Below are 26,012 nucleotides of genomic sequence, written 5' to 3'. Positions count from 1 at the left end.
TAATCCGTATGTCGCAAGTTCAAGTCTTGCAGGGGGAGCCACATTACGAAGGCCTTGTCGAAAGACGAGGCCTTTTTCGTTTGGGATTTTCACTGCGTGATTTGTTGCAAGCCTAGGCGTCCCCAATAAGTCTTGCAGGGGGTGCCACATTACAAAGGCCTTAACTAGGCGTCCCCGACGAAAGACGAGGCCTTTTTCGTTTGGGTTTTAAAAATCCCCTACCTAACTGTTATTAATCGTTTACTTGCATGTAAAACAAAGGGGCATTTCGCACAAAGATCGTTCATTACTCCCCTTTTGATGAAAAACCCTTCTGCCTATCTGTTGTTATAGCGGCGTCAAACGCCGATAATACAAAGATCTTTATAAATTTTCGAAGAATGGCATGACTGAGTATTTGTTGCTTCTTGTCGGCACTGTCCTTGTGAACAACTTTGTGTTGGTTAAGTTTCTTGGCTTGTGCCCTTTTATGGGTGTGTCAAAGAAACTTGAAACCGCAATTGGGATGGGGCTTGCGACCACCTTTGTACTGACTCTCGCGTCAGTAAGCGCCTATTTGGTCGAGACCTATATATTGGCGCCGTTAGGCTTAGAGTACCTGCGTACCCTTAGCTTTATTCTTGTTATCGCCGTTGTTGTACAATTCACAGAAATGGTCGTACATAAAACCAGCCCAACGCTCTATCGTTTGCTGGGCATTTTCCTGCCTCTGATCACAACCAACTGTGCCGTTCTGGGTGTTGCTCTGCTAAACATTAATGAAAGACATAACTTTATTGAGTCGATCATTTATGGCTTTGGTGCTGCCGCAGGGTTCTCATTAGTGTTGATTTTGTTCGCTGCCATGCGTGAACGCATTGCTGCTGCCGATGTGCCAAGCCCATTTCGTGGTGCTTCCATTGCAATGATCACCGCTGGTCTGATGTCGCTAGCGTTTATGGGCTTTACTGGGTTGGTGAAACTGTAATGACCGGAATTTTTATTGCGGTACTGGCTATCGCCGTTCTCGCCGCTATATTTGGTATTTTACTCGGGTTCGCATCCATTCGCTTTAAAGTGGAGTCCGACCCTATCGTTGAACAGATCGATGCCATCTTGCCCCAAACACAGTGTGGTCAATGTGGCTATCCAGGTTGTCGCCCTTATGCAGAGGCGATTGCTAACGGCGACACCATCAACAAATGTCCTCCTGGTGGTCAGGCAACCATCGAAAAGCTCGCCGATTTGATGGGCGTGGAAGTAACAGAATCCGCCCACGAAGAAGAGAATGTCAAAACCGTCGCTTTCATTATCGAAGACGACTGCATAGGCTGTACCAAATGCATTCAAGCCTGCCCTGTTGATGCCATTATTGGCAGCACAAAAGCCATGCATACTGTAATTAAAGATGAGTGCACTGGCTGTGACTTATGTGTTGCCCCCTGCCCGACTGACTGTATTGTAATGATCCCTTTAAAAACAACGCCTGAAACATGGAAATGGCAGTTAGAACAAATCCCAGTTGTTCAGCTCCCGAGCGAGACTAACAAAAACGACAAGGGGGTTAAGCAAGCATGATCGCCCTTATCGAAGAAATAAAACAAGGTCAAATCTGGGATTTCCATGGAGGCATTCATCCACCAGAAAACAAACGCCAGTCGAGTGAGTTCAGCATCCTGCCCGCAGAGATTCCAAACGAGATCGTTTTGCCGCTGAAACAACACATCGGCACAACAGGTCAACTATTGGTGGCTGTTGGCGAAAAGGTGCTAAAAGGTCAGCCACTGACCAAATCTGACATACTGCAATGCTGCCCCGTTCACGCGCCTACGTCAGGAGACGTTATTGCGATTGAACCTCGCACTATCGCGCATGCCTCAGGTTTGTCAGAAACCTGTATCGTGATTCGCCCAGATTTTGATGATAAGTGGTGCGACAAAGTCAGCATGTCTGACTTCCACACAGCCTTGCCAGAAATATTGATCGACCATATTCGCATGATGGGCATTGCCGGCATGGGTGGCGCGGGTTTCCCATCCGCCAGAAAACTGCAAACCGCGCTCGCACGCACAAAAGTGCTGATCATCAACGGTGCAGAGTGCGAACCTTACATCACGGCAGATGACCGTCTGATGCAAGAATATGCAAAAGAAATAATCCAAGGCGTTGAAGTACTTCAACGTATCGTCAGCCCGAAATTGACGGTGCTTGCGCTGGAAGATAATAAACCAGAAGCCATTACTGCGCTGAAGGCTGCTGTCGCGGGTAAGCCGGATATCCTTGTGCAGGTCGTACCGACCAAATATCCGTCAGGCGGTGAAAAGCAATTAATCAAACTGATCACCGGAAAAGAAGTGCCAGCCAAGTCAATTCCCGCGGCTATTGGCGTGATGATGCAAAACGTAGGAACTGTCTTCGCGATTAAACGCGCAGTGATAGACGGTGAGCCACTGATCGAGCGTGTCGTAACACTGACAGGCAATACGTTGCGTGAACAGCGAAACCGATGGGCGCTGCTTGGTACACCCGTCCGCTTCTTGCTGGATAAACACGGTTACGAACCAGAGAAAAAATTGGAACGTCTGATCATCGGCGGCCCGATGATGGGATATACCGTACCGCATGCAGATATTCCCGTTACCAAAGTCACTAACTGTGTTCTGGTGCCAAGCCGACGTGAAATAGCTCCCTCACAGGGTGAAATGGCTTGTATTCGTTGCAGTGCTTGTGCCGAGGTTTGCCCAGCATCTTTGCTGCCACAGCAATTGCAGTGGTACGCCAAAGACCAAGATTTCGACAAGTGTCAGGAGTACGATCTGTTTGATTGTATTGAATGTGGCGCCTGTGCCTATGTTTGCCCAAGCGAAATACCCTTAGTTCAATATTACCGACAGGCCAAAGCTGAAATTCGTACCCGTGATGCAGAAAAAGTGGCTGCCGAACGCGCTCGAGAGCGCTTCGAAGCCAAAAAAGTACGCATGGAGCGAGAAAAACAACAACGCGAAGCTCGCCATAAACTCGCAGCAGATAATCGCCGAAAAGCGATGGAGAAATCCGGTGACGGCGATGCCATTGCTGCTGCCATTGCACGTGTGAAAGCCAAGTCTGAGGCAGACAGCGCAGCAACCGCCGTTAAACCTGCTGTGGCCGCAGCAATTGCAAGAGCAAAAGCCAAACAAGCGGAAGCTGCGTCGCAAGGTCAAAGTGAACCTGACAACAGCGAAATGAAGCTATTGCGTGAAGAGCGTAAACGTCAGGCGCGTGAACGCAAAGCGCAAATGGAGAATATTGGCCCAGAAAAAGGCGCTGACGACTCCTCTGCGGGTTCTGAAAAGAAAGATGCTGTTGCCGCTGCTATTGCTCGCGCTAAAGCGCGCAAGGCCGCACAACAAACCGACTCTGAAACGCCGGCTCAAAACGCCGCTGTAGAAAGCGAAACGGCTGCTGATGTTGATCCAAAGAAAGCTGCGGTTGCAGCAGCCATCGCTCGTGCAAAAGCACGCAAGACCGCACAACACGCTGACGTTGAAGCACCTGCTCAAGACGCAGCTGTAGAAAACGAAACGGCTGCTGACGTCGATCCAAAGAAAACCGCGGTTGCCGCTGCCATCGCTCGCGCAAAAGCGCGCAAGGCCGGACAACACGCTGACGTTGAAGCACCTGCTCAAGACGCAGCTGTAGAAAACGAAACGGCTGCTGACGTCGATCCAAAGAAAGCTGCGGTTGCAGCAGCCATCGCTCGTGCAAAAGCGCGCAAGGCCGCACAACAAACTGACTCTGATGCGCGGGCTCAAGACACCGCAGTGGATAACGAAATCGTTGCTGAAGCGGACTCGAAGAAAGCCGCTGTTGCCGCTGCTATTGCTCGCGCCAAAGCGAGGAAAGCTAAACAGCAAACGCAAAGTTCAACAGAAAGCCATTCACAAGAAAACGTGGACGCTGAAGCTCCTTCACCAACACCAGCCGCTGACGTCGATCCGAAGAAAGCTGCCGTTGCTGCTGCTATTGCTCGCGCCAAAGCGCGCAAAGCAGCGCAGAAAAAAACTAATGACGAGGATAAGTAACAGTGGCCTTTTTTATTGCCAGTAGTCCACATAACCACAACCGCAAAAGCACCAGCGATATTATGATGATGGTGTTTTTGTGTGCCGTTCCCGGCATTGCTGCGCTTTGTTATTTCTTTGGTTGGGGTGTTCTGTTTCAGGTTGCTATTGCGTCTGTTACCGCCATCCTTGCAGAAGCCGCCATTGTCGCGCTTCGACAACGCCCCGTTAAACGCTATTTACAGGATAACTCCGCGTTACTCACTGGTATGTTAATCGGCGTTTCCATCCCGCCTTTTGCTCCATGGTGGATTGCGGTTATTGGCAGTCTGTTTGCCATTGTTATTGCAAAACATCTCTACGGCGGGTTGGGACAAAACCTTTTCAACCCAGCAATGGTTGCATATGTCGTCCTACTGATCTCTTTCCCGGTTCAAATGACAACTTGGCTGCCACCCTCTTCGCTTTTAGCACAGCCTCTTGGCTTCGTGGACAGTGCATCAAGCATTTTCACGGGCTTAAGCACCGATGGTTTCAGCGTCAACCAACTGCGTGTCGCCGTAGATGGTATGACCATGGCAACGCCACTAGATACGATTAAAACGGCGTTACTCGCAGGAAAAACCGTATCAGAAGCGGTGTTAGATCCTGTTTTTGGTACCTTTGCAGGACTTGGTTGGGGTTGGGTGAATGTAGCATTCCTCCTCGGTGGATTAGCGCTGCTAAAGCTGAAAGTGATTCAATGGCAAATCCCAACGGCAATGCTAACCACCTTGTTGGTTTTCAGTGTTATTGGTTACGCCATCAGTCCCGACGCTGTCGTATCACCGCTATTACATCTGTTTTCCGGCGCAACCATGTTAGGGGCGTTTTTCATCGCCACCGATCCTGTTTCCGCGTCCACCACCCCAAAAGGTCGCTTGGTATTTGGCGCAATGATTGGCGCACTGGTGTATTTGATTCGCACCTTCGGTGGCTTTCCTGATGGTGTCGCATTCGCCGTTTTGATCGCAAACATGTGTGTGCCTTTGATTGACTATTACACCAAGCCAACTGCTTATGGCTATAAGAAGGAAAGCAAATGATCCGCGCAATGCGAAACAACGGAGCGATTCTCGCTCTAGCGGCTTTGCTTTCAACGGGCTTGGTCGCCATAACAAACACACTGACGAAAGACACCATTGCGGAACAAGAACGTCTACAACTGTTACAAGTGCTGAATCAAGTGATCCCTAAAGATCTGCATGACAACGCCTTGGCACGACAATGTACTCTCGTGACGAGTCCCGTTCTAGGAACGGATGCGCCGATGCCAGTGTACGTTGCTACTAAAGATGGTCAGCCAACCGCTTTAGCCATCGAAGCCATTGCCCCCGATGGGTATAACGGCGCAATCAAGGTGTTGGTGGGTATTGATACCAACAACACGGTGCTGGGCGTTCGTGTACTTAAGCACGCAGAAACACCGGGGCTGGGCGACAAGATTGATCTCAACGTGTCTGATTGGGTGCTGTCTTTCAGTGATAAACCCCTTGAAGGTGCAGACGACAAACGTTGGGCCGTTTACAAAGATGGCGGCCAGTTTGATCAATTCACTGGAGCGACAATTACTCCTCGCGCCGTGGTTAACGCAGCGAGAAAGGCTGCCTGGTATGCCATGCAAAACATAGACACTATTGCTCGTCAGCCGCTTGATTGTGGAGATGCAAAATGAGTCAAAATCGCGAACTAATGAAAAATGGATTATGGCTAAACAACCCGGCTATCGTTCAACTGCTTGGGCTTTGTCCGCTGCTGGCCGTTTCTGCCACAGTCACCAATGCACTGGGGCTGGGGATTGCCACATTGTTGGTCATGGTCGGCTCGAATCTTATCGTCTCCTTAGTGCGCGAGTGGGTGCCCAAAGAAGTCCGTATTCCTATCTTCGTGATGATTATTGCCTCCTTGGTAACTTGCGTTCAACTACTCATGAACGCCTACGCTTTCGGCCTGTATCAGTCGCTGGGTATCTTTATTCCCCTCATCGTCACCAACTGCATCATCATTGGACGAGCGGAAGCTTTTGCATCAAAAAATGCGCCTCTCCCTTCGGTGCTAGATGGTTTCTGGATGGGCATGGGCATGACCGCTGCGCTCGTCGTTCTGGGTGCAATCCGTGAGCTAATGGGCAATGGCACCTTGTTTGACGGTGCAGACCGCCTACTTGGCGATTGGGCCGCAGGGCTTCGTATTGAAGTGTTCCACTTTGATAGCCCTTTCTTGCTTGCCATGCTGCCACCGGGTGCGTTCTTAACTGTTGGCTTCCTGATCGCTGCTAAGAATGTAATAGATGCTCGCCAAGCAAAAAAACAACCGAAAGAAAAAGCAGTTATCGAACGTGTACGCATTACGTCTGCCGACTAACAACCCGATTTCAACGGATGAAGCATGAATAACCAAAAACGTGTTGAGATACTAGAACGCCTTCGCGCAGAAAACCCGCATCCAGAGACAGAATTAAAATGGCGTTCGCCGTTTGAACTTTTGATTGCAGTCTTACTCTCGGCGCAAGCGACGGATGTGAGTGTAAATAAGGCCACGGATAAACTTTATCCGGTCGCTAACACCCCCCAGACGATATTGGATCTGGGCGTCGATGGCGTGAAGGAGTACATCAAAACGATTGGGTTATTCAATTCCAAAGCAGAAAACGTCATCAAAACCTGCAAGATTTTGTTAGAGCAACACGGCGGTGAAATACCAGAAGATCGTGAAGCGCTTGAAGCCCTGCCCGGGGTTGGTCGAAAAACTGCAAATGTTGTGCTTAACACCGCTTTTGGCTGGCCGACCATTGCAGTAGATACCCATATTTTCCGAGTGTCCAACCGCACCAAATTCGCCGTGGGTAAGAATGTCGACCAAGTAGAAGAAAAACTACTCAAGGTTGTCCCAAAAGAGTTCAAAGTCGATGTGCATCATTGGCTTATTCTGCATGGTCGCTATACCTGCGTAGCCAGAAAACCCCGCTGTGGCAGCTGCATTATTGAAGACTTATGCGAGTTCAAAGACAAGGTTTATCCCGACGAATAACGTCGTTAGAAAACCAATGTATACGCTAGAATTTACGCCGCATAAGACACATCAATATACTGTTTCAGGCAAATCAAGCTGATACACTATCGTGCATTTAAATTTAAGGAGAGCAACATGAGCAACGGTCGTATTCTTCATACCATGATCCGCGTTGGCGACTTGGATCGTTCGATCGCTTTCTACACCGACGTCATGGGCATGCAACTACTGCGTAAAAATGAAAATGAGCAGTACGAATACACATTGGCTTTCGTTGGATATGGCGATGAGTCAACAGGCGCAGTGATTGAACTGACCTACAACTGGGGAACTACCCAGTACGAACATGGTTCGGCATTTGGTCATATCGCGATTGGCGTCGATGATATCTACGCGACCTGTGATGCACTGCGTGCAGCAGGCGCAAACATCACGCGCGAGCCTGGCCCTGTAAAAGGCGGTTCAACAGAAATCGCGTTTGTTGAAGACCCAGATGGCTACAAAATTGAATTAATCCAAAACAAAAGTGCATCAGCGGGTTTAGGCGACTAGCCTCGTTCTTTTGTAATGGGCCATGCCTCAAGCATCTTGTGGATGTGGCCCTGCTTCTCTCCTCCCAGCTTCCCCGCTCTCCGCTATTCCTCCTGTCTCCTTTTCAGTGCATAGAAGGCATCTTCACCATCACGACAAAGCATCATTTCAATTTCATCATTACGTGATGCAATTCAAACGATTAAATGAAATTACTCTAAGCGAAAAATGTTCTGATACGCTTTGTCTATATCTCACTTTCAAGACACCACCCTATGATTGAGCGCCGCTATACGCTTCAGATACATATTGCCGGCATTTTCTTTGTCGTTGTTTCTATACTTTCCATTCTTCTCATCGTATTGAGTTACCAAAACTCAAAAGCGCTCAATCATCAACTGGCGACCGAGCGAACAGAGCAGAATGTCGAGCAGGTAAAACTATCATTTCAAAGGCTTATAGCGCCAGTTACCACCTCTTTAGATGCGTTAGCCGTATCGGGTTATGGTCAAGACCCTAGCAGTTCAACCAACACAACATGGCTAGCAACCATCAATGCCATCATGGCAAAGAACCCTGATGTTTTATCAATTTATCTTGGCTACCCCGACGAGCAATCTGCTTTTGTACGTTCGACCAGTGCCGCGTTTATGCGCCAGCAATTTTCGACGCCCGTTAATAGCCATATTATGGTCGATATCAATACAGCCAACGGTCACCAAGAACGTACCTATTACGATTCAAACCTAAGCTACATTGGCAGCGATGTGAATAAGATTGATTATCTGCCAACAACAAGGCCTTGGTACCAAGTCGCACCCAGTGACGGTGGCATTCACATTACCGACCCCTATTTTTATTTTTTCATACAACGCATGGGGATTACGCTCTCACGTCAACTTCCAGACAACTTAGGCGTTATAGCGGCAGACATTACGTTGGCTTCGCTATCAAATTTCCTCGCCACACTCACTGACTCACCAGACACGCAATTGCTGCTACTTGATGAAAACAAAAATATTATTGCTCACAATGGCTTTCTGTCCCATGGTGATGCCGCATCACCAAATGAACGACTGTCATCGATGGCTCGCTCACCACTGAACCAACTCTATGCTGCTTCTGAACTGACGGAGTTAACCCGCAATGTCGAGCATATTGATCAAACGTGGATGCTCAGCCTCGTCCACATCAAGTTTGCGGGTGGCAAAGGATTGTGGCTCGCAAAAGCCATTCCTGAACAGCAACTGATCGGTAGCGCACTGAATGCGAGGAATAATCAAGTTGCCATCAGCGCCTTGGTACTCCTCTTAGGGACTCTTATGGTGCTTTGGGCATCAGCCCAGATCGCTAAGCCTCTACAATTACTCGGAAAAGAAACCCAGAAAATTCGCAATCTGGATTTTTCAAACATCTCTCTTCCAACATCCTCCATTGCAGAGGTCAAAACCTTATCCGAGTCCATTGGCGTCATGGCCGATACCATCAGTGGCTTTTTAGACACGTTACATCGTGTGTCAAACAGCTCTAATTTCGATTCATTGCTCAACGATATAGTCTCTCATTGCCACCACGCATCAGGGGCCGATTATGTGCTGATGTGGACGACATCATCTGAAGATAGCAACGCTTTATCTTTGACTGCTTGTTATCCTCAAAATGCCGATGACAATACAATTGATATCGGCATGCTCATCGCGGAGTCGCCCGAGATTTCCAATGCACTTGAATGCCAGCAGTTCTTCAGCTTTACCCCTTCATCAACAGATATTCAGCGATGCTTTTTTCCCGCGGATCTCAAACGTGCTTGGATTTTGCCGCTTAACAACCGTGAAAATGAAAGCGTGGGATACGTGTTAGTCGGTTTCAATCGAAACGTCCCCGATCACCAAGAAGAAAAAATTCATTTCATTACGCAATTTTTAGGCTTTGCCTCCCTAATCAAAGAAAACTGGGATCGTGTTGCGGCTCAAAAGCTACTGTTTAAGTCTTTTGTCGAACTGATGGCATCTGCTATCGATACCAAATCGCCATACACAGGTGGGCATTGCCAACGCGTACCAGAACTCACATTCATGCTTGCCAATGCGGCGAGTAATGACACCAAGGATTTTCCCGATTTTACGCTGGATGAACAAAGCCAAGAAGCCTTGTATTTTGCAGCTTGGCTGCACGACTGCGGTAAAGTGACAACACCAGAGTATGTCGTCGATAAAGCCACCAAACTAGAAACTATTTACAACCGCATCCATGAAATTCGAACACGCTTTGAAGTCTTAAAACGCGATGCTGAAATTCGCTACTGGAAAAAACGGATTGAGGGCGAGAATGTTGCTGACCTCGATCGCTGGCTCAGTGAAGAGCACAAAGCACTGGATGCAGATTTTGCATTTATTGCTAAACATAACCTCGGCAGCGAGTTTATGGACAATCAAAACATCACACGTTTAGAAGAGATTGCATCAAGAACTTGGTATCGCACCATTGATGACATGCAGGGTCTGTCGTGGGAAGAAGAAGATCGCCGTCAGCTCAGACAAGAGCAGACATTACCCTGCAAAGAACATGTCATCACCAATAAGCTGGACCATCAAATTCCATGGCTATCCCAGCAGCTTGAGACTTTTAAAAACTGGGAGTTCAAGCTGCCCATTCCTGAGCTTCAATACAACCGCGGCGAGTTACATAACCTGTCTATTCAACGTGGAACGTTGACTAATGAAGAACGCTTCATTATTAACGACCATATTATTCAGACCATTAAAATGCTTAGGAAGCTCCCCTATCCTTCACACCTTCAACGCGTACCTGAGATAGCCGGTGGTCACCACGAGAAACTCGATGGCAAAGGTTACCCCTACGGCTTAGATGAAACCAACCTGTCTGTCGATGCTCGTATCATGGCCATTGCAGATATTTTTGAAGCACTGACCGCCAGTGACAGACCCTACAAGAAAGCCAAAACACTCAGTGAAGCGATGAAGATCTTAGCTTTCATGGCGAAAGACAAGCATATAGACCCGAAGTTATTCCGTCTATTTATCGAGCAGAAAGTCTATTTACGTTATGCAGAATCTTTCTTACCACAATCACAACAAGATACCGTTGACGAACAAGCATTACTTGCGATGATTACCCCTAAAGAAAAGGCTGAACCCGCCGCCGTAACGTAAATGAGCACTCGACATAGTCGCACTCAATATACAAAAAGCCCCGACGTTTTCACGCGGGGCTTTCAGTATGAATTTAACATTGTCACAAGTTAGATAATGGAACGCCCCAGCGAGATAACAACACGTCGGTTCTTGTTTCGCCCGATCGGACTATCATTATCCGCAATCGGCCTGCGCTCACCAAATGCCTCGACTTGAATGCGATCTTTTGGTAAGCCCAGCGACATGAAATATTCTTCCAGATTCTTGGCTCTTACTTCAGACATACGCTGATTCGCCGCCTTTGCGCCTCGACCATCGGTATATGTCGCCATCAACACCAAGTCGATATCTGGGCTGTATCGAACGAATTCAGCAATTTGTGCTAATTTCGCCATAGACGGCTTATTCAGTTCATCACCATTATCATTGTAATGAAGCACCGTAAATGCGATATCTTCAAACGAATAGGGCAATAAACCAGAGATACAGTTACTGAATTCATTATAAGGTTGCTGGAAAGACACGGCTGAAAGCGCGACCTCTACTCGCTTCCCACGGCTCTGCCACTCTTGAAAACTAAAAGTAGGAAAACGCCCATCTTCTAGTTCGGCCAACATACTCCATGCCGTTTGACCATCAACATAGCCGTCAAACTGCTTAAAAAATCGCAGTCGGTCAATGTATTCTGCAGCGTCGCCCGGCCGCCAAACTGCAGGCATAGAGACCAAAGCCACATTTTCTGTCTGTCCCATCGGACGGCGCATTTCCAGCTCAAAATCCAAATTGATTTTCTTGCTTGCACGTGAAGTAAATGTCGCCATGCCGTAGTTTGGGATCATGTGCTCTACACGGCACTCAATCGGCGTATCAACCGTGACTTGCCATTGAGATTCCAGCGGCTTCGCACCATAGAATTTGCTCGCATTAGCCGACAGCGGCAACATGCTTGCAGCGATGAGAAATGTCAGCAGTGGAGAGGTGTTTGATCTCTTCATGGCAGGGCAGTTTCCTGTTTCTCGTGGTGGCTCGAAGTGGAATGGTGCTGTTTACCATATCGGTAAGTGACGCCATATCTTTAGGGTTTATTTTAATCCGTAGAGCCTAAAGTAGAAATGAAAATACCCCGCGCTTCTGCCATAATACTCGCCTGATTTTTATTAGTTGCAAGAGACATGACTCAAGAAACCAACCTTAACACGCTAAGAGCACGATTCCGCGGATACTTTCCTGTTGTTATCGACGTCGAAACCGCAGGGTTTAACTCAAATACAGACGCTTTGCTGGAAATATGTGCCGTAACCTTAAAAATGGACGACGATGGTTGGTTGTCTCCTGATAAAACAATTCATTTTCATGTTGCTCCATTCGAAGGTGCAAACCTTGTCAAAGAAGCGCTTGAGTTCAATGGCATTCGCGACCCCTTCAGCCCGCTTCGCGGCGCGGTTAGCGAAGAACACGCGCTAAAGGAAATCTTTAAGCTTGTCCGTAAAGAACAAAAAGCATCAGGGTGTCAGCGTTCAATCATTGTCGCGCACAACGCGAACTTCGATCACAGCTTCGTGATGGAAGCCACTCGACGCTCTCTCCTCAAGCGCAATCCATTCCACCCGTTTGCGACGTTTGACACGGCGGCATTAAGTGGACTGGCACTAGGACAAACAGTGCTCGCAAAAGCCTGTAAAACCGCAGGCATCGCCTTTGACAACCGCGAAGCGCACTCAGCACTTTATGATACAGAGCGTACCGCAGAGCTGTTTTGTGAGATTGTTAACAGATGGAAGACATTAGGCGGTTGGCCTGTTCTTGAAGTCGAGAGCGATTCCGAACAAGCCGCTGATGAACAAACAGATTAGACACATCTAAATAAATGGCGGAACTGATTGAAATATAAGACAGTCCGCCTTCCTTACCAAAATATCAAACACCAAATTCAAACAAAAGTTTGAATTCCTCAAAAATCCACCCCAAATAGCAATCAGATCTCGCGCAAACTATTGATAACAAAACATCTACATTTTTAATCTTGTGCCTATACTTTTTTTGACTAACTCGCTCTACCATTTTTGAGAAATAACGCAAAAAAGAAGCGAGAACCATACAAGGCAGTGACAAAGAGGCAAAATTAGATGAAACCAATAGCAAAACGTACCCTACTAGCTACCGCCGTTGCTTTAGCAGCATTTCAAGCACACGGTGCAGGCTTCCAAATTAGCGAACATTCAGCAAGTGGGCTAGGCAGAGCATTTGCCGGCGAAGCCGCAATTGCAGATAACGCCGCCGTCGCAGTTCGAAACCCAGCCGCTATGACCATGTTTGACTCCGCACAGGTTTCTGGTGGTTTGTCATTTATTCAGCCGGATGTAGATGCGACTGTTAAAACTGTCGGAACTACGCCAGCGAGTGCATTGCCATCTACAGTTTCATCAGATCACAGTGATGTTGCTCCTGACGCGATCGTCCCTTATTTCCACTATGTCAGGCCCATCAATGATAAATCTGCGATTGGATTTTCTACCTTCTCTAACTTTGGCCTCGCAACAGACTATCCATCTAACTCCTCCGCTGGTCCTATTGCAGGCCAAACCGAATTGCTTACCATTGATTTCAATCTCAATTTCGCGCACAAGGTTTCAGAACAACTAAGTTTAGGTGCTGGCCTGAATGCTATTTATGCGGATGCATCGCTAACAAGAAATGCTGGTGCTGCAGTATATGGCGCATCAGCGCCTACATTGGCTGCAATTGGGGTAACACAACCTACCGATGAAGTAAGTCATCTTGCAGGAGATGGCTGGGGGTTCGGCTGGAACATTGGAGCGCTATGGCAAATTAACGAAAAAAACCGCTTAGGGGTAGCGTACCGTTCTAAAGTCGACGCCACCTTAGAAGGGGATTACCGTGGCGTTAACACTGCTTATGTTGGAAAAACTGGGGCATCAGTGCCTGGTGAGCTTGAACTAAATTTACCCGATGTGTTGGAGTTATCTGGCTATCATGAAGTAGTACCAAAATGGGCAATTCATTACAGTGCGATGATGACAGGTTGGAGCTCATTCCAAGAATTAAAGGCAACAAGTACTAATACAAACTGTGGCAGCTCAGCGGGCAATTTCGATGGTGTCTGTCTGCAAAAAGATGAAAAGTGGGAAGATAGCTGGCGCTACGCTGTTGGTGCGACACATTACCTAGACAGTCAATGGACGCTTAGGGCTGGTGTTGCATATGATGAGAGCCCGGTAAAAGAAGAATACCGAACTCTCAGCATTCCTGATTCTGATCGTACTTGGTATAGCATTGGGGCAACCTATGCGAGTTCAGACGATTTGACTATTGATGCTGGTTTTGCATACCTGAGCGGTGATAGCGTAACGGGATCTGAAGATGGCTTCACATTTGAAGCAGGTGGAGACGCTTATATCTTCGCGCTTGGTGCCAATTACACCTTCTAACCGATTGTTTTAAATATGAGAAAAGCCGATTTTTTAATCGGCTTTTTTTTGTTGCCTATCACAAAAGTGAAATCTTCTCTTCCCTCCCGTCACTATGTTATTTGGGTCAACAAGCCATCTTTCAAACAAACGTTCACTTAACACGCAAGCCATTTCAAACAGTAACCCCCTAATAATAAAGCGTTCATGACAATCCATACCATTTTAGTGTTTTTACTTAAAACGCAAGTTTTAAAACTAGGCACCGATACCTGATATTCCATACAGAAGCATTGCTTTTAACAGGTATTTAACATTCCTGTGCAACATGACATATTGACTATTCAAAAGATCCGACCAGCTTGAATAGTGGCTTGCTTTAAGCTGCAACGTTTTTCAAATTATTGAAAAAAATGGACTTTGATTAAACAACAATCAAAAAGCTCAATTTGGACGAGAGGCTCTATGTCAAAAAAATTATCAAGAATCGCGATAGCGCTGGCTGTCGCACTCGCTGCCCCTAGTGCTTGGAGTGCGGGTTTTCAGGTATCCGAGCACTCGGCCAGTGGTTTGGGTCGGGCATACGCAGGCGAGGCAGCAATGGCGGATAACGCTTCTGTAATGGCTCGCAACCCTGCTTCAATGGCGTTATTCACTGAGACACAAGTGTCTGGCGCTCTTCACATTGTTGACCCAGAAATTGATATTACAGACAAAACAACTGGGCAAAAAGCATCTGACGTTGCTCCAATGCAGGTTGTTCCCGCATCATACTATGTCAATCCGCTAAACGATAAGTGGGCATTTGGTGTTGGCCTTTATACAACATACGGTGTAGCTACTGATTACCCAGATGCTTTCAACGCAGGCGATCTTGCAGGAGATACTTCTTTAGTTTCAGTGAACTTGAATCCAGCAGCCTCCTATCGAATTAATGACAAGTTCAGTGTGGGTGCAGGCCTCAATATTGTTTATGCCATGGCTGAGTTAAATCGCCATTACGGTATCGCTTCAACAGCCGTATCCAACGATTTTAGTGACAAACTGATAACCATGGAAGGTGATACCTGGGGTTTCGGTTGGAATGCAGGTGCAGTCTATGAACTCAGTGACAAGCATCGTTTTGGACTAGCTTATCGTTCTCGTATCGACCTCGAGTTTAATGGTGATTTCACCGATCACTCTGGAAACATCATCCCAGGCGGTGGCGAAACCAGTGGAGACCTAAACGTTCCCCTCCCTGCCATTGCCGAATTTTCTGGTTTTCACCAACTTAATCAAACTTGGGCCGTTCATTACAGCGTCATGTGGTCTCAATGGAGCAAATTTACAGAGCTAAAAGCCACGGGCACAGGCTGTTCATTAACCAATGGAATCTGTTTTCAAAAAGACGAAAAATACGATGACGCATTCCGTTATTCAGTCGGCACTACTTATACACTTGATGAAACCTGGACGTTACGCACTGGTTTCGCCTTTGATGAACAGGCGGGTAAATCGACACTCAGCATCCCAGATACTGATCGCTATTGGTTTTCTGGTGGTGCCACCTATCAATACTCGCCACAACTCTCTTTTGACGTAGGTTTGACATATATCTACAGCAAGTCAAACACCTTAAAGGAAAGTAGCAGCGTATCGGGTATCGACTTTACCTTCGATGGCAAAGGCGCTGCGTATCTCGCGGCAATGCAAGCCAATTACACCTTTTAACATCAGTCGAGGGAGATGAATGATGTATTTAGAATTACCAAGCAATAAAACCCGACTAGCGCTGATGTTAACAGCTGCATTTGGTCTTTCCGCATGTGGAGAGTCCGAATTAAGTGGAAACACTGGCTCTGGCGTTTTTGAAGAAGCTTATATTCAAGAAAGCTTAAAAGCACCTACCAAGATCAGCTTTAACCTCTCTGGCAGTAATGCAACGATCCCTGGTCCTAGTTTCTTATTGATGGATACTAACGACGGCACGTTAAATATCCCCACCAGCGATGCAAGTGCCACGCAATCCAGTATGAGTTCAGGTAATCGTGCTGCTCTAGCTGCAAATCTCGCCGATCCAAGAGCAGCAATGGGTACCATGGATGGCTGGCCTGTCTCGATGCCGATAGTCATGCCGTTTGAAGGCGCAGGGTTAGCTGATGGCGTGTTGGCATCAGGTGTCGTTGTTGCTCAACTGACTGAAGGATTAACAGGCTCTCCAAACCTTAAAAAAATGTTGGTAAATGGCACGGATTACCAAGTCATTTCTGATGCAAAAAACGATCGCCTCATCATTCAATTCGCCGACTCATTGGCAGAAAAAGGTGAGTATATTATTGCACTCACAGACGACCTGAATGACGCCAACGGCGATACACTCGGCATGTCGTCCTCCTATGCAACACTGGTTTCTAAATCAACAACCATTGTGAATGATTCTATCGCTACCGCCGCTCAAGTGACCAAAGGAATCAATGCAATCTTTGCTCAGTTGGGGACCGCGAACGAGGACATTATTTACAGTTCTTGGTTTACGACACAATCAGTCGGCGACACGCTATATGCGACTAAAGCTGCGATTGCGACAGGAGCTGGATTAGGAGACTTCGGTGCAGTCTGGAAAGATTCCGCTAACCCCAATGATGTTAGCTTAACAGGCGCTTACTTTATGTCGGTTCCTGCGTCAGGTCAGGATTATGCAACTGCACTACCTGCCGACACCAACTTTGCTAGCTACATTGAAACGAACAACGGTAGCGATGCTGCAGCCTTGGTTACCGCTTATGCGCCCGGTACCGTGACTGTTTCAAAGGGCACAGTCAAACTGCCCTACTTCTTGGAAAAAGACGCTTCGACTTGGAACACAACACCGTTTGAATCGGCGATGCCGAGCTTGGCAATCGTTTCCAATGTACTCAATGGCGACAATTCCGATGACGCAAGTGCGGTTGGGCAACAACTCGTGGCGGCTGGTGTTGATTTAACCACATTGGCGACAGACCCTGCCGAACAACTCAAGCTTGTTGGCCTCACGTTAACCAAAGCAGACGGCTCACAGCTAGATTCAGAGCGTGTTATTACTCGCTATAACCCTGTCCCTCAGCTTAAATCTTTGGAAGACGTGCCATTTATACTCTTCACCCCAACAGCCCTGGTTGGCTCACCCGGTGACATGGAACTGGTGATTTACCAACACGGTATTACGTCAGCGAAGGAAAATGCCTATGCGTTTGCTGCCAATGTTATTAATGGCGCGAAAACTCTCACCAAAGACATTGCGGTTATTGCTATTGATCAGCCATTGCACGGTGAGCGAAGTTTAGATGCCACGCGCTCAGCCAATGTTGATCCGACGGCTTTCTTGAACTTGACTTACCTACCTGTAGGTCGTGACAATTTAAGACAAAGTATGTTGGACAACATGGGATTGAGAGCAGCAACAACAATCACCCAGTCTGTTACCGCATTTACAGGCACACCGCTCGCTTCATTGGCTAATACCGCCGTGACAAATCCATCACTGTTTGGTCACTCACTGGGAGGGATCACAGGGTTTGGTACTGTCGCCATGGCGAATAGCACGCTTGACGATGCGGCAGGCGACGCCATCTTTAAGTTCTCTCGTGTTGCGGCAGCCAATACCGGTGGTCAAATCGCCAACTTGTTGTTGGGTTCTAACACATTCGGCCCTGGCATCATTGCCCAGGTCACGAGTGGCACAACGGATGCAACAAAGGCGGCAGAACTAGTTAGTAGTTTTGCTTACGCGGCACAAACGGTTATTGATGCCGTCGACCCATTCAACTTGGTGGGTGAAAATGACATCAATGGCACTAACGTTTTAGACGCGTTGCCGATTCATATGCAACAAGTGAAAAATGATGCGACAGTGCCAAACACGGTAACCGATGCGCCGTTTGCGGGTACAGAACCGTTAGCAACGAAGCTTCAGTTAACCACTGTTGATAGTGCGTCACAAACGACAAGCAATGGCAGAAACTTCACTAAGTTCAGTGATGTTGGTAAGCACAGCACTGTGATTTCTCCTCAAGAAGACGATTTTAGTGACCTTGGGCATACCACAGAAATGCAAAGCCAGTTGGTACAATTCCTAGCAGGCAGTTCCGATTATGCGGTGAGTGACACCAGCGTTCTAGAATAATCTCCCTAGACCTCCCCCAAAAGGCCAGCACCCGCTGGCCTTTTTTATTTCCGCTAGTCGCCCAATTTCCCCTCGACAACCTCAAAAATATCCGCAAACTGTGACCTTCGTCTTTTTGGGATAAATATTGGCCCGCATTTGGGCTGGAAGTAGGGATAAGAAATCATGAATCCAGTAGTCATTTCAGTTTGCGTGATGCTGGCATTAGCGCTGATGCGCGTGAATGTCGTTGTCGCGTTAACCTTTAGTGCCGTTCTTGGCGGCTTGGTCAGTGGCCTATCACTCACCGATACCATTGCAGCCTTTGAAGGCGGGTTGGGCGGTGGTGCGACGATTGCACTCAGCTATGCCATGCTGGGCGCATTTGCCGTCGCGTTGAGCCGCTCTGGCATTACGGATTTACTCGCTCATGGCATCATCCGAAAACTGCATGGTAAAGACAATGCCGCCGCATCAAGTGCACTCAAATATATGGTACTTGTCGCACTTGCATTGCTAGCTATTTCGTCGCAGAACGTCATTCCGGTTCACATCGCCTTTATCCCAATTGTTATCCCGCCGTTGCTGCATGTGTTTGCCAAACTGAATATGGATCGCCGCCTTGTTGCTTGTGTTCTCACCTTTGGTTTGATCACGCCATACATGGTGTTGCCTATTGGTTTTGGCGGGATTTTCCTCAACAATATTTTGCTCAAAAACCTTCACGACAATGGGTTAGATGTCGTCGGCAGCCAGGTGCCACAGGCCATGCTATTACCCGCTGCAGGCATGTTGTTTGGTGTGCTGGTTGCAACCTTCATCAGTTACCGTAAACCACGCCAGTATTCTGAAGAGAAGATCCTCGCAGCAGAGCCTGAAAAAACCGAATTCAAACCTCAGAATATCGTTGTCGCCGTTTTTGCTATTGCCGCCGCGCTGAGTGTGCAGCTTTATACTGGCTCCATGATTGTCGGTGCTTTAGCCGGCTTTATGGTGTTTACCTTTGGTGGCGTCATTAAATGGAAAGACACCCAAGACGTGTTTACCCGCGGTGTACATATGATGGCGATGATTGGTTTCATTATGATTTCCGCCGCAGGCTTTGCCGCAGTGATGAAAGCCACTGGCGGGGTTGAGACCTTAGTGGCGTCGCTGTCTGACGCGATTGGGGACAACAAACCGCTGGCGGCGCTGCTGATGTTGGTTGTTGGTTTACTGGTGACCATGGGTATTGGTTCGTCGTTTTCCACCATTCCCATCATTGCCACCATTTACGTGCCACTTGCGCTGGCATTCGGCTTCTCACCAATGGCAACCATTGCTTTGGTTGGCACCGCAGCAGCACTGGGTGATGCGGGTTCTCCAGCGTCAGATTCGACCTTGGGTCCAACATCTGGTCTCAATGCAGATGGTCAGCATGAACACATTTGGGATACGGTTGTGCCGACCTTTATTCACTACAACCTGCCATTAATTGCCTTTGGTTGGATAGCGGCCATGACCCTATAGCATTCAAACAGTGCTTCTAGCAAACAGACACAAAAAAGCCGCTGAATCAGCGGCTTTTTAACATTATAGCGTCACAGACTGACAAAACGGACTAGCTGTTTTCTTCAGTGTCACGACGTGCTGTCGCGTTTTTGATCAATGGCTGAAGTTCACCTTTCTGGAACATTTCCAGAATGATGTCACAACCACCAACCAACTCGCCTTCAATCCACAGTTGTGGAAAAGTTGGCCACTGTGCATAAATTGGCAGCTCAGCGCGGATATCTGGATTTTGCAGAATGTCTACGTAAGCGAATTTCTCGCCACACGCCATCAGCGCTTGGCTAGCTTGAGAAGAAAAGCCACAGCTAGGTAGCTTAGGTGAGCCTTTCATGTATAGCAGGATCGTATTTTCTTCAATCTGCTGTTTAATTTTATCAATCGTTTCCATTACTTCCTCGAACACCAAGTGTGATGATTACCTTGATTCTAACTGGGAAAGGGTTGGAAAAAAACGCCTAAAATCTTTAGGGTCAAATTCAGCCGCTTTTTTAAAAAATTATTCTTTTAATAAAGTAAAACCTTGCTAAACTGTTTCGCAGTCAGTCTATAAGTAGATACGTCACCTATAGGTAACACTCCTACAGTGTAAGACAAATCTACAGGAAGCAATAATGTCAGGGGGAAACCCCGCCATCATGGAGAATCGAGTAATGGCATTTCAACTACCAGCTCTTCCTTACGAGAAAAACGCGCTAGAACCACATATTTCTCAAGAGACTCTGGAATACCACCACGGTAAACACCACAACACTTACGTTGTTAAGCTAAATGGCCTAGTTGAAGGTACTGAGCTTGAGAGCAAATCTCTGGAAGAGATCATCAAGACCTCTACCGGTGGTGTTTTCAACAACGCGGCACAAATCTGGAACCACACCTTCTACTGGCACTGCCTAAGCCCAAATGGCGGCGGTGAGCCAACGGGTGATGTTGCTGATGCAATCGCTAAGTCATTCGGTTCTTTTGAAGAATTCAAAGCGAAATTCACTGATTCTGCAATCAACAACTTCGGTTCTTCTTGGACTTGGTTGGTGAAGAAAGCAGACGGTTCTTTGGATATCGTTAACACGTCAAACGCAGCGACCCCTCTTACTGAAGAAGGTGTGACTCCTCTGCTGACTGTTGACCTGTGGGAACACGCTTACTACATCGATTACCGCAACCTGCGTCCAGACTACATGAATGCATTCTGGGCACTGGTTAACTGGGAATTCGTAGCACAGAACCTGGCTGCTTAATTTTCCGTTCACCTTGTGTGAAAGATGATAATACCTCGCCTCGGCGGGGTATTTTTTTGCCCAAAATTCAACGTGATTGTTTCTATCCCAAATAACAGATACAAAAAAGCCGCTGACGAACAGCGGCTTTTTTTAATTATTTACAAACCTGTTATTTTTGCGAGATGCGCTTAAGCCACTTCTGACAAAATAATGCGCAGTGTACGGCGAAGCGGTTCTGCTGCCCCCCACAACAGCTGATCACCCACGGTGAACGCGTTGAGGAAATCATCACCCATGGTCATCTTACGCAGACGACCAACAGGAACAGACAATGTGCCCGTTACTTTCGCTGGTGACAGTTCTTGAACCGTGATATCACGTTCGTTCGGGATGACTTTCACCCAATCGTTATGTGATGCGATGATGCTTTCAATCTCGTCCATCGGCACATTTTTCTTCAGTTTCAACGTCAGTGCTTGGCTGTGACAACGCATGGCACCGATACGCACACAAGTGCCATCAATCGGTACTGGGTTATCTTGAATGCCAAGGATCTTGTTGGTTTCAACCGTACCTTTCCACTCTTCTTTGCTCTGACCGTTTTCACGCTTCACGTCGATCCATGGAATCAATGAGCCCGCAAGTGGCGCACCAAACTCAGATGTTGGGAAGCTAGAAGAACGCAGTGTTTCTGCCACTTTACGGTCGATATCTAAAATAGACGTCGAAGGGTTTGCCAACTCAAGACCCACTGAGTCGTTAACCACACCCATCTGGCTGATCAATTCGCGCATGTTTTTAGCACCTGCACCAGACGCTGCCTGATACGTTTGCGCGGTCATCCACTCAACCAAACCTTCTTGGTACAGACCACCAACGGCCATCAGCATCAGACTGACGGTACAGTTACCACCTACATAGGCTTTCGTGCCTTTGTGGATGCCTTCTTGAATTTGCTTAAAGTTAACGGGATCAAGCGTAATGATGCTGTCTTCTTTCATGCGCAGTGTTGATGCTGCGTCAATCCAGTAACCTTTCCATCCTGCTGCCAGCAGTTTTGGATATACAGCCTCGGTATAGCTACCACCTTGGCAGGTAATCACGATATCGAGTTTTTTCAGGCTATCAATATCAAATGCATCTTCTAACAAACCCGCGTCTTTTCCGTAATTCGGCGCTGGAATGCCAATTTGAGAGGTGCTGTAGAAAACAGGCTCGATAACATCGAAATCACGCTCTTCTACCATGCGCTGCATCAGTACAGAACCAACCATACCGCGCCAGCCGACTAAACCTACTCTTTTCATTCGCTCTCACACTCCTTGTTATAATCTTCTCGCCCTATCTTGAAAATTAACGACACAAATAACAAGCAAAAACTGCATCTTTTTGCCTAACTCAGCGAGGCAAATCAAGGCAATCATGCCGACAGCCAACGAATTAATGATATTACCCCTCATTGAGTGAAATATAGGGCATTACTCTCTGTTTTTTTAAGTTTTCGGGGGATCTCAAAATCCCAACCACATCAATAAAAGTGTTTATCACTGGTAATTATCATATGAAGGATTAAAAAAACAAAAATTTCTGCTTACTCAGAGAAATTCGTGAGTTTGAAACAAAAATTCACACATTAGAAAAACACCCACGAAACACATTTAAAACACTTAAATCAACAAATAAACCGTCAATTAGACACAGTAAACCATGAAAAATAACGCACCTGACTCAAAGCTCACATAAAACGAAATACTTGTTCACCCCTTCATCCCTGTTTCTATAAAGTATGCGTCGCCGCCAGGAAGGCAGTACCGACAGCCCCTATATGGATATTTCACCGGCAGGAGCCATTGGGCCCGACATAGAAGGTTTGAAATATGCAAAAACACTCGGCGCAACTCCCTTCGTTATTCCAAGTATTCACTGCGCTTGGTCTGTTTCTCTTACTGGCATTCTCTTTCACAGCAAAGCTGGATTTGCCTATTCAGTTAGCGCTTTATATCGGCTGGTTCATCGTTATCGGCCTTGGTATTAAGCTAGGGCACAATTACAAAGATCTCGAAAAAGCAGCCACACAAGGCATATCTAACGGCCTTGGCGCTGTGCTGATCTTGCTCGCGGTAGGCGCGCTCGTTGGTACTTGGATTGCAGGCGGCATTGTCCCCACCATCATTTATTACGGCTTGAATGCTATTCATCCGGCGATCTTCCTTGCCGCTACCATGGTCATTTGTTCGTTGACCGCATTGGCAACAGGCACGTCTTGGGGAGCCGCGGGTACAGCTGGCATCGCAATGATGGGGATAGGACAAGGGCTGGGCGTTCCAGCGCCTGTCACCGCAGGTGCGGTGCTTTCTGGCTGCTATTTTGGCGACAAATTGTCTCCGCTTTCAGATTCAGTGATCCTTGCATCATCCATGTCTGGCGTTGAAGTCGTTGAGCATATCAAGGGCATGTTGCCAATCGCTCTGATCAGTTACGTTATCACAGGGATTCTGTTTACCGCTCTGGGTCTTCATTATGCCGGCAATGTCGATATGGCTCAGGTCAATGACGTCATCATTGCAATGGAAAAACAATTTGTAATCACCCCACTAAGCTTCGTCCCTGTCGCCATTGTCTTGGTATTGCTCGCTTTACGTTTACCGTCTTTCCCCGTTATTTCACTAGGGTCTGTTCTGGGTATCGTATGGGCGATAGTGGTTCAAGACATGGCACCGCTGAAGGCCATCAATACGGCATGGGCACCGTTTTCCATTGAATCTGGGGTCAGCTTTATCGATGCAATTCTTAATCGTGGTGGCATGGAATCCATGCTTGGTTCTGTGGCGGTAATTATATTCGGCCTGGGATTTGGCGGGCTGCTGGACAAAGTCGGTGTGCTTGAAACCATTGCGAAAGTGTTTGAAAGCAAAGTGAACTCGGCAGGCAGTTTGGCTACATCAACCATTGGCACCGCGTTTCTGGGTAACGTGTTTGGCTCCGCCATGTATGTATCGCTGATCCTGACACCAAAAATCTGTGCGAAGAATTATGATCGCTTAGGTTACCAACGCAAGAACCTGTCGCGGAACGCAGAGTTCGGCGGCACCTTGACGTCTGGCATGGTTCCTTGGAGTGACAACGGCATCTACATGGCCAGCATCTTGGGTGTTGCGACGCTATCTTACGCGCCGTTTATGTGGCTAAGTTTTGTCTGTATTTTCGTCACCATATTGACCTCGTACATGGGCTGGTTTGTTGACCCTTGCGAAAAGCAGCCGACTCAGACAAACACTGAAAGTAACGAGCGTCTAGCGACGGTTTCTTCAACCAGCTAGCCACGAACTATCGACGTAGAGCCCACCTCACTCAACACAAAGAAGGTGCTTTTTGCACCTTCTTTGTTTTCCTTTCTTGATCCACTTTCCTTTCTTTTGTCTTCTTCCTGTTTTCTTTCCGATTAGCGACAATCAAGCTTCTTCCCAGATCACACATCTTTATTGTTACACGTCATTCACACCAAATAATTGAACTGTTAATCCAACAAACTCAGAATTCCAATCTACTCGTAACGACTAACTCCATCTCTATTAACGTAAAAGCAGACCAATACCTCACATTCATGCAAAAGAAAGCTTTCCGGTTCATTTATTCCATTCGGGTTGATGCCAATCAATTTCCCTTGCCCGCACTTAAGCACAATCAGGGTGACTAATTTTTCATTTTAGGGAACCATCATGTCGCAACCTGACCCGCAGGACCGCAAAGTTACAATAGGCAGTTACATTGCCCTCGCCTTTGCTGTCGTTTTCTTTTCTGGACTACTTCAATCTAACGAATGGTATGGCGTTTTTGACTTCACCACATTGAACGGATCATTCGGTAGTGTTGTTTACGGCGTCAATGAAACTGCTGACGGCATTCAAGCCGCCACAACTTCTATGCGCGGTAAAGGCGGCAGCGGTGCTCGTGATGGCTTCCTGTTTGCGTTGACACTGATCCCTACCGTGATGTTCGCCTTGGGCATGATCAACGTGCTTGAGCACTATGGTGCGCTTGATGCGGCTCGTAAACTGCTTACGCCGTTACTTCGCCCTCTTATGAACATTCCAGGTAACACAGGTTTGGCACTGATTGCGTCTCTGCAGAGTACCGATGCTGGTGCCGCGATGACACGACAGCTAAAAGATGAAGGCCATCTGACAAAACGCGAAACCGATATCTTCACCATGTTCCAGTTTTCTGCCGGCGCGACCATCGTCAACTTTTTCTCGTCTGGCGCAGTGCTGTTCACGTTGGTACTCATGGATGGTTCACTCGCAGTCACGTCTTCTATCGGCTTGGCTGTCGCCGTGATGTTTGTGTTCAAGTTCGTCGGTGCAAATTTATTCCGTGTTTACCTAAACATCACCGAAGGTAAAGAAGACAAGACCACAACACCGACGATGACCGAGGAGAAAGCATAATGAGCACAGCTAAAAACCCAATGATTACCGACATTTTCGTTGAAGGTGCAAAGAAAGGCTGGACCATCGCAACGACCTCGACAGTACCGAACGTACTGATGGCATTCGTTATCATTAAAGCCCTTCAGATCACGGGGGCGCTTGACCTGATGGGCACGCTGTTTTCACCGATCATGGCCGTATTTGGCCTGCCAGGTGAAGCTGCAGCCGTTCTTATCGGTGCATGGATGTCCATGGGCGGCGCTGTAGGCGTGGTGATTAGCCTGTTTGACCAAGGTATCCTTAATGGTGAACACATCGCCATCTTGGCACCGGCTATCTACCTGATGGGCTCACAAGTGCAATATCTTGGTCGCATCCTCGGCCCTATTGGCACCGAAGGTCGATACATTCCTGTCATGATCTTTATTTCAGTGATTAACGCACTGGGTGCAATGCTAGTCATGAACATTCTTGTTTAACCCCTTTCTATCACGCTGCACCTTG

At 47.4% G+C, this 26,012-nt stretch carries 21 protein-coding genes; 18 read left to right on the top strand and 3 right to left on the bottom strand.

Going from position 1 to position 26,012, the window contains the following annotated elements:
* Positions 1-385: 385 nt before the first annotated feature.
* The 9 genes from rsxA to A1OO_RS04965 all read left to right on the top strand — a co-directional run bounded on the left by rsxA (position 386) and on the right by A1OO_RS04965 (position 10,777).
* Complete coding sequence (gene rsxA, locus A1OO_RS05005; protein WP_016958374.1) at positions 386-967, top strand: electron transport complex subunit RsxA; 582 nt, start codon at positions 386-388, stop codon at positions 965-967.
* A complete protein-coding gene (rsxB, locus tag A1OO_RS05000) occupies positions 967-1,557 on the top strand; it encodes an electron transport complex subunit RsxB (protein ID WP_016958375.1) in 591 nt (196 codons plus the stop codon). The genes rsxA and rsxB overlap by 1 nt, the downstream gene beginning before the upstream one ends.
* The gene (gene rsxC, locus A1OO_RS04995) at positions 1,554-4,043 is read left to right on the top strand and encodes an electron transport complex subunit RsxC (RefSeq protein ID WP_017004808.1); all 2,490 of its coding nucleotides are present in this window, start codon (positions 1,554-1,556) and stop codon (positions 4,041-4,043) included. Before rsxB ends, rsxC begins: the two co-directional genes overlap by 4 nt.
* 2 nt (positions 4,044-4,045) lie before the next feature.
* The gene (rsxD, locus tag A1OO_RS04990; protein WP_017004807.1) at positions 4,046-5,107 is read left to right on the top strand and encodes an electron transport complex subunit RsxD; all 1,062 of its coding nucleotides are present in this window, start codon (positions 4,046-4,048) and stop codon (positions 5,105-5,107) included.
* On the top strand, positions 5,104-5,736 hold the full coding sequence (rsxG, locus tag A1OO_RS04985; protein ID WP_017004806.1) for an electron transport complex subunit RsxG: 633 nt from the start codon (positions 5,104-5,106) through the stop codon (positions 5,734-5,736). The genes rsxD and rsxG overlap by 4 nt, the downstream gene beginning before the upstream one ends.
* Positions 5,733-6,425, top strand: a complete 693-nt coding sequence (locus A1OO_RS04980) for an electron transport complex subunit E (protein ID WP_016958379.1) — start codon at positions 5,733-5,735, stop codon at positions 6,423-6,425. The genes rsxG and A1OO_RS04980 overlap by 4 nt, the downstream gene beginning before the upstream one ends.
* Before the next feature lie 24 nt (positions 6,426-6,449).
* Positions 6,450-7,091: an endonuclease III gene (gene nth / locus A1OO_RS04975; protein WP_016958380.1), complete on the top strand. Its 642-nt coding sequence runs from the start codon at positions 6,450-6,452 to the stop codon at positions 7,089-7,091.
* Positions 7,092-7,208: 117 nt separating this feature from the next.
* Positions 7,209-7,625 carry a lactoylglutathione lyase gene (gene gloA / locus A1OO_RS04970; protein WP_016958381.1) on the top strand — a complete coding sequence of 139 codons (417 nt, stop codon included), beginning with the start codon at positions 7,209-7,211 and terminating at the stop codon, positions 7,623-7,625.
* 254 nt (positions 7,626-7,879) lie between these two features.
* Complete coding sequence (locus A1OO_RS04965) at positions 7,880-10,777, top strand: HD domain-containing phosphohydrolase (RefSeq protein WP_017004805.1); 2,898 nt, start codon at positions 7,880-7,882, stop codon at positions 10,775-10,777.
* An 89-nt stretch (positions 10,778-10,866) separates the two neighbouring features.
* On the opposite strand, the gene motY is transcribed toward A1OO_RS04965, so the two are convergent.
* Positions 10,867-11,703, bottom strand: coding sequence for a flagellar protein MotY (motY, locus tag A1OO_RS04960; protein WP_241819056.1), 837 nt, complete (start codon positions 11,701-11,703; stop codon positions 10,867-10,869).
* 228 nt (positions 11,704-11,931) lie between these two features.
* Between motY and rnt the strand changes: the two genes are divergently transcribed.
* From rnt to A1OO_RS04935, 5 genes are all read left to right on the top strand, one after another.
* Complete coding sequence (gene rnt / locus A1OO_RS04955; RefSeq protein WP_017004804.1) at positions 11,932-12,612, top strand: ribonuclease T; 681 nt, start codon at positions 11,932-11,934, stop codon at positions 12,610-12,612.
* 273 nt (positions 12,613-12,885) lie between these two features.
* Positions 12,886-14,208: an outer membrane protein transport protein gene (locus A1OO_RS04950; RefSeq protein ID WP_016958385.1), complete on the top strand. Its 1,323-nt coding sequence runs from the start codon at positions 12,886-12,888 to the stop codon at positions 14,206-14,208.
* A 444-nt stretch (positions 14,209-14,652) separates the two neighbouring features.
* Positions 14,653-15,900, top strand: coding sequence for an outer membrane protein transport protein (locus tag A1OO_RS04945; RefSeq protein ID WP_017004803.1), 1,248 nt, complete (start codon positions 14,653-14,655; stop codon positions 15,898-15,900).
* 22 nt (positions 15,901-15,922) lie between these two features.
* The gene (locus tag A1OO_RS04940; RefSeq protein ID WP_017004802.1) at positions 15,923-18,331 is read left to right on the top strand and encodes a VolA/Pla-1 family phospholipase; all 2,409 of its coding nucleotides are present in this window, start codon (positions 15,923-15,925) and stop codon (positions 18,329-18,331) included.
* Positions 18,332-18,496: 165 nt separating this feature from the next.
* The gene (locus tag A1OO_RS04935; protein WP_016958388.1) at positions 18,497-19,819 is read left to right on the top strand and encodes a Na+/H+ antiporter family protein; all 1,323 of its coding nucleotides are present in this window, start codon (positions 18,497-18,499) and stop codon (positions 19,817-19,819) included.
* Positions 19,820-19,910: 91 nt separating this feature from the next.
* On the opposite strand, the gene A1OO_RS04930 is transcribed toward A1OO_RS04935, so the two are convergent.
* Positions 19,911-20,249, bottom strand: coding sequence for a Grx4 family monothiol glutaredoxin (locus A1OO_RS04930; protein ID WP_016958389.1), 339 nt, complete (start codon positions 20,247-20,249; stop codon positions 19,911-19,913).
* Positions 20,250-20,511: 262 nt separating this feature from the next.
* Here A1OO_RS04930 and sodB point away from each other — a divergent pair, with 262 nt between their 5' ends.
* Entirely contained in the window at positions 20,512-21,096 is a 585-nt protein-coding gene (sodB, locus tag A1OO_RS04925) for a superoxide dismutase [Fe] (protein ID WP_016958390.1), read from the top strand.
* Positions 21,097-21,266: 170 nt separating this feature from the next.
* Here the strand turns inward: sodB and asd are convergent, their stop codons facing one another.
* Positions 21,267-22,385, bottom strand: coding sequence for an aspartate-semialdehyde dehydrogenase (gene asd / locus A1OO_RS04920; protein ID WP_016958391.1), 1,119 nt, complete (start codon positions 22,383-22,385; stop codon positions 21,267-21,269).
* Between the two features lie 570 nt (positions 22,386-22,955).
* Between asd and nhaC the strand changes: the two genes are divergently transcribed.
* The 3 genes from nhaC (at position 22,956) to A1OO_RS04905 (ending at position 25,987) form a co-directional block, all read left to right on the top strand.
* Entirely contained in the window at positions 22,956-24,398 is a 1,443-nt protein-coding gene (nhaC, locus tag A1OO_RS04915; RefSeq protein WP_017004801.1) for a Na+/H+ antiporter NhaC, read from the top strand.
* 399 nt (positions 24,399-24,797) lie between these two features.
* Positions 24,798-25,526, top strand: a complete 729-nt coding sequence (locus A1OO_RS04910) for a nucleoside recognition domain-containing protein (protein ID WP_016958393.1) — start codon at positions 24,798-24,800, stop codon at positions 25,524-25,526.
* On the top strand, positions 25,526-25,987 hold the full coding sequence (locus A1OO_RS04905; RefSeq protein ID WP_016958394.1) for a YjiG family protein: 462 nt from the start codon (positions 25,526-25,528) through the stop codon (positions 25,985-25,987). The genes A1OO_RS04910 and A1OO_RS04905 overlap by 1 nt, the downstream gene beginning before the upstream one ends.
* Positions 25,988-26,012 lie beyond the last annotated feature (25 nt).

Source organism: Enterovibrio norvegicus FF-33 (assembly GCF_000286835.2).
Classification (GTDB): domain Bacteria; phylum Pseudomonadota; class Gammaproteobacteria; order Enterobacterales; family Vibrionaceae; genus Enterovibrio; species Enterovibrio norvegicus_A.
Note: the sequence above shows the minus strand (reverse complement) of the source record. Positions and strands in the feature narration are given on the sequence as shown.

Excerpts from the sequence above, each read along its gene's own strand:
- A1OO_RS04905 (WP_016958394.1), top strand. The coding sequence starts at position 25,526 with ATGAGCACAGCTAAAAACCCAATGATTACCGACATTTTCGTTGAAGGT.
- asd (WP_016958391.1), bottom strand. The coding sequence starts at position 22,385 with ATGAAAAGAGTAGGTTTAGTCGGCTGGCGCGGTATGGTTGGTTCTGTA.
- A1OO_RS04940 (WP_017004802.1), top strand. The coding sequence starts at position 15,923 with ATGTATTTAGAATTACCAAGCAATAAAACCCGACTAGCGCTGATGTTA.
- motY (WP_241819056.1), bottom strand. The coding sequence starts at position 11,703 with ATGTTGCCGCTGTCGGCTAATGCGAGCAAATTCTATGGTGCGAAGCCG.
- rsxC (WP_017004808.1), top strand. The coding sequence starts at position 1,554 with ATGATCGCCCTTATCGAAGAAATAAAACAAGGTCAAATCTGGGATTTC.
- A1OO_RS04965 (WP_017004805.1), top strand. The coding sequence starts at position 7,880 with ATGATTGAGCGCCGCTATACGCTTCAGATACATATTGCCGGCATTTTC.
- nhaC (WP_017004801.1), top strand. The coding sequence starts at position 22,956 with ATGCAAAAACACTCGGCGCAACTCCCTTCGTTATTCCAAGTATTCACT.
- rnt (WP_017004804.1), top strand. The coding sequence starts at position 11,932 with ATGACTCAAGAAACCAACCTTAACACGCTAAGAGCACGATTCCGCGGA.
- A1OO_RS04910 (WP_016958393.1), top strand. The coding sequence starts at position 24,798 with ATGTCGCAACCTGACCCGCAGGACCGCAAAGTTACAATAGGCAGTTAC.
- A1OO_RS04945 (WP_017004803.1), top strand. The coding sequence starts at position 14,653 with ATGTCAAAAAAATTATCAAGAATCGCGATAGCGCTGGCTGTCGCACTC.
- A1OO_RS04950 (WP_016958385.1), top strand. The coding sequence starts at position 12,886 with ATGAAACCAATAGCAAAACGTACCCTACTAGCTACCGCCGTTGCTTTA.
- gloA (WP_016958381.1), top strand. The coding sequence starts at position 7,209 with ATGAGCAACGGTCGTATTCTTCATACCATGATCCGCGTTGGCGACTTG.
- A1OO_RS04935 (WP_016958388.1), top strand. The coding sequence starts at position 18,497 with ATGAATCCAGTAGTCATTTCAGTTTGCGTGATGCTGGCATTAGCGCTG.
- A1OO_RS04980 (WP_016958379.1), top strand. The coding sequence starts at position 5,733 with ATGAGTCAAAATCGCGAACTAATGAAAAATGGATTATGGCTAAACAAC.
- sodB (WP_016958390.1), top strand. The coding sequence starts at position 20,512 with ATGGCATTTCAACTACCAGCTCTTCCTTACGAGAAAAACGCGCTAGAA.
- rsxA (WP_016958374.1), top strand. The coding sequence starts at position 386 with ATGACTGAGTATTTGTTGCTTCTTGTCGGCACTGTCCTTGTGAACAAC.
- nth (WP_016958380.1), top strand. The coding sequence starts at position 6,450 with ATGAATAACCAAAAACGTGTTGAGATACTAGAACGCCTTCGCGCAGAA.
- A1OO_RS04930 (WP_016958389.1), bottom strand. The coding sequence starts at position 20,249 with ATGGAAACGATTGATAAAATTAAACAGCAGATTGAAGAAAATACGATC.
- rsxG (WP_017004806.1), top strand. The coding sequence starts at position 5,104 with ATGATCCGCGCAATGCGAAACAACGGAGCGATTCTCGCTCTAGCGGCT.
- rsxB (WP_016958375.1), top strand. The coding sequence starts at position 967 with ATGACCGGAATTTTTATTGCGGTACTGGCTATCGCCGTTCTCGCCGCT.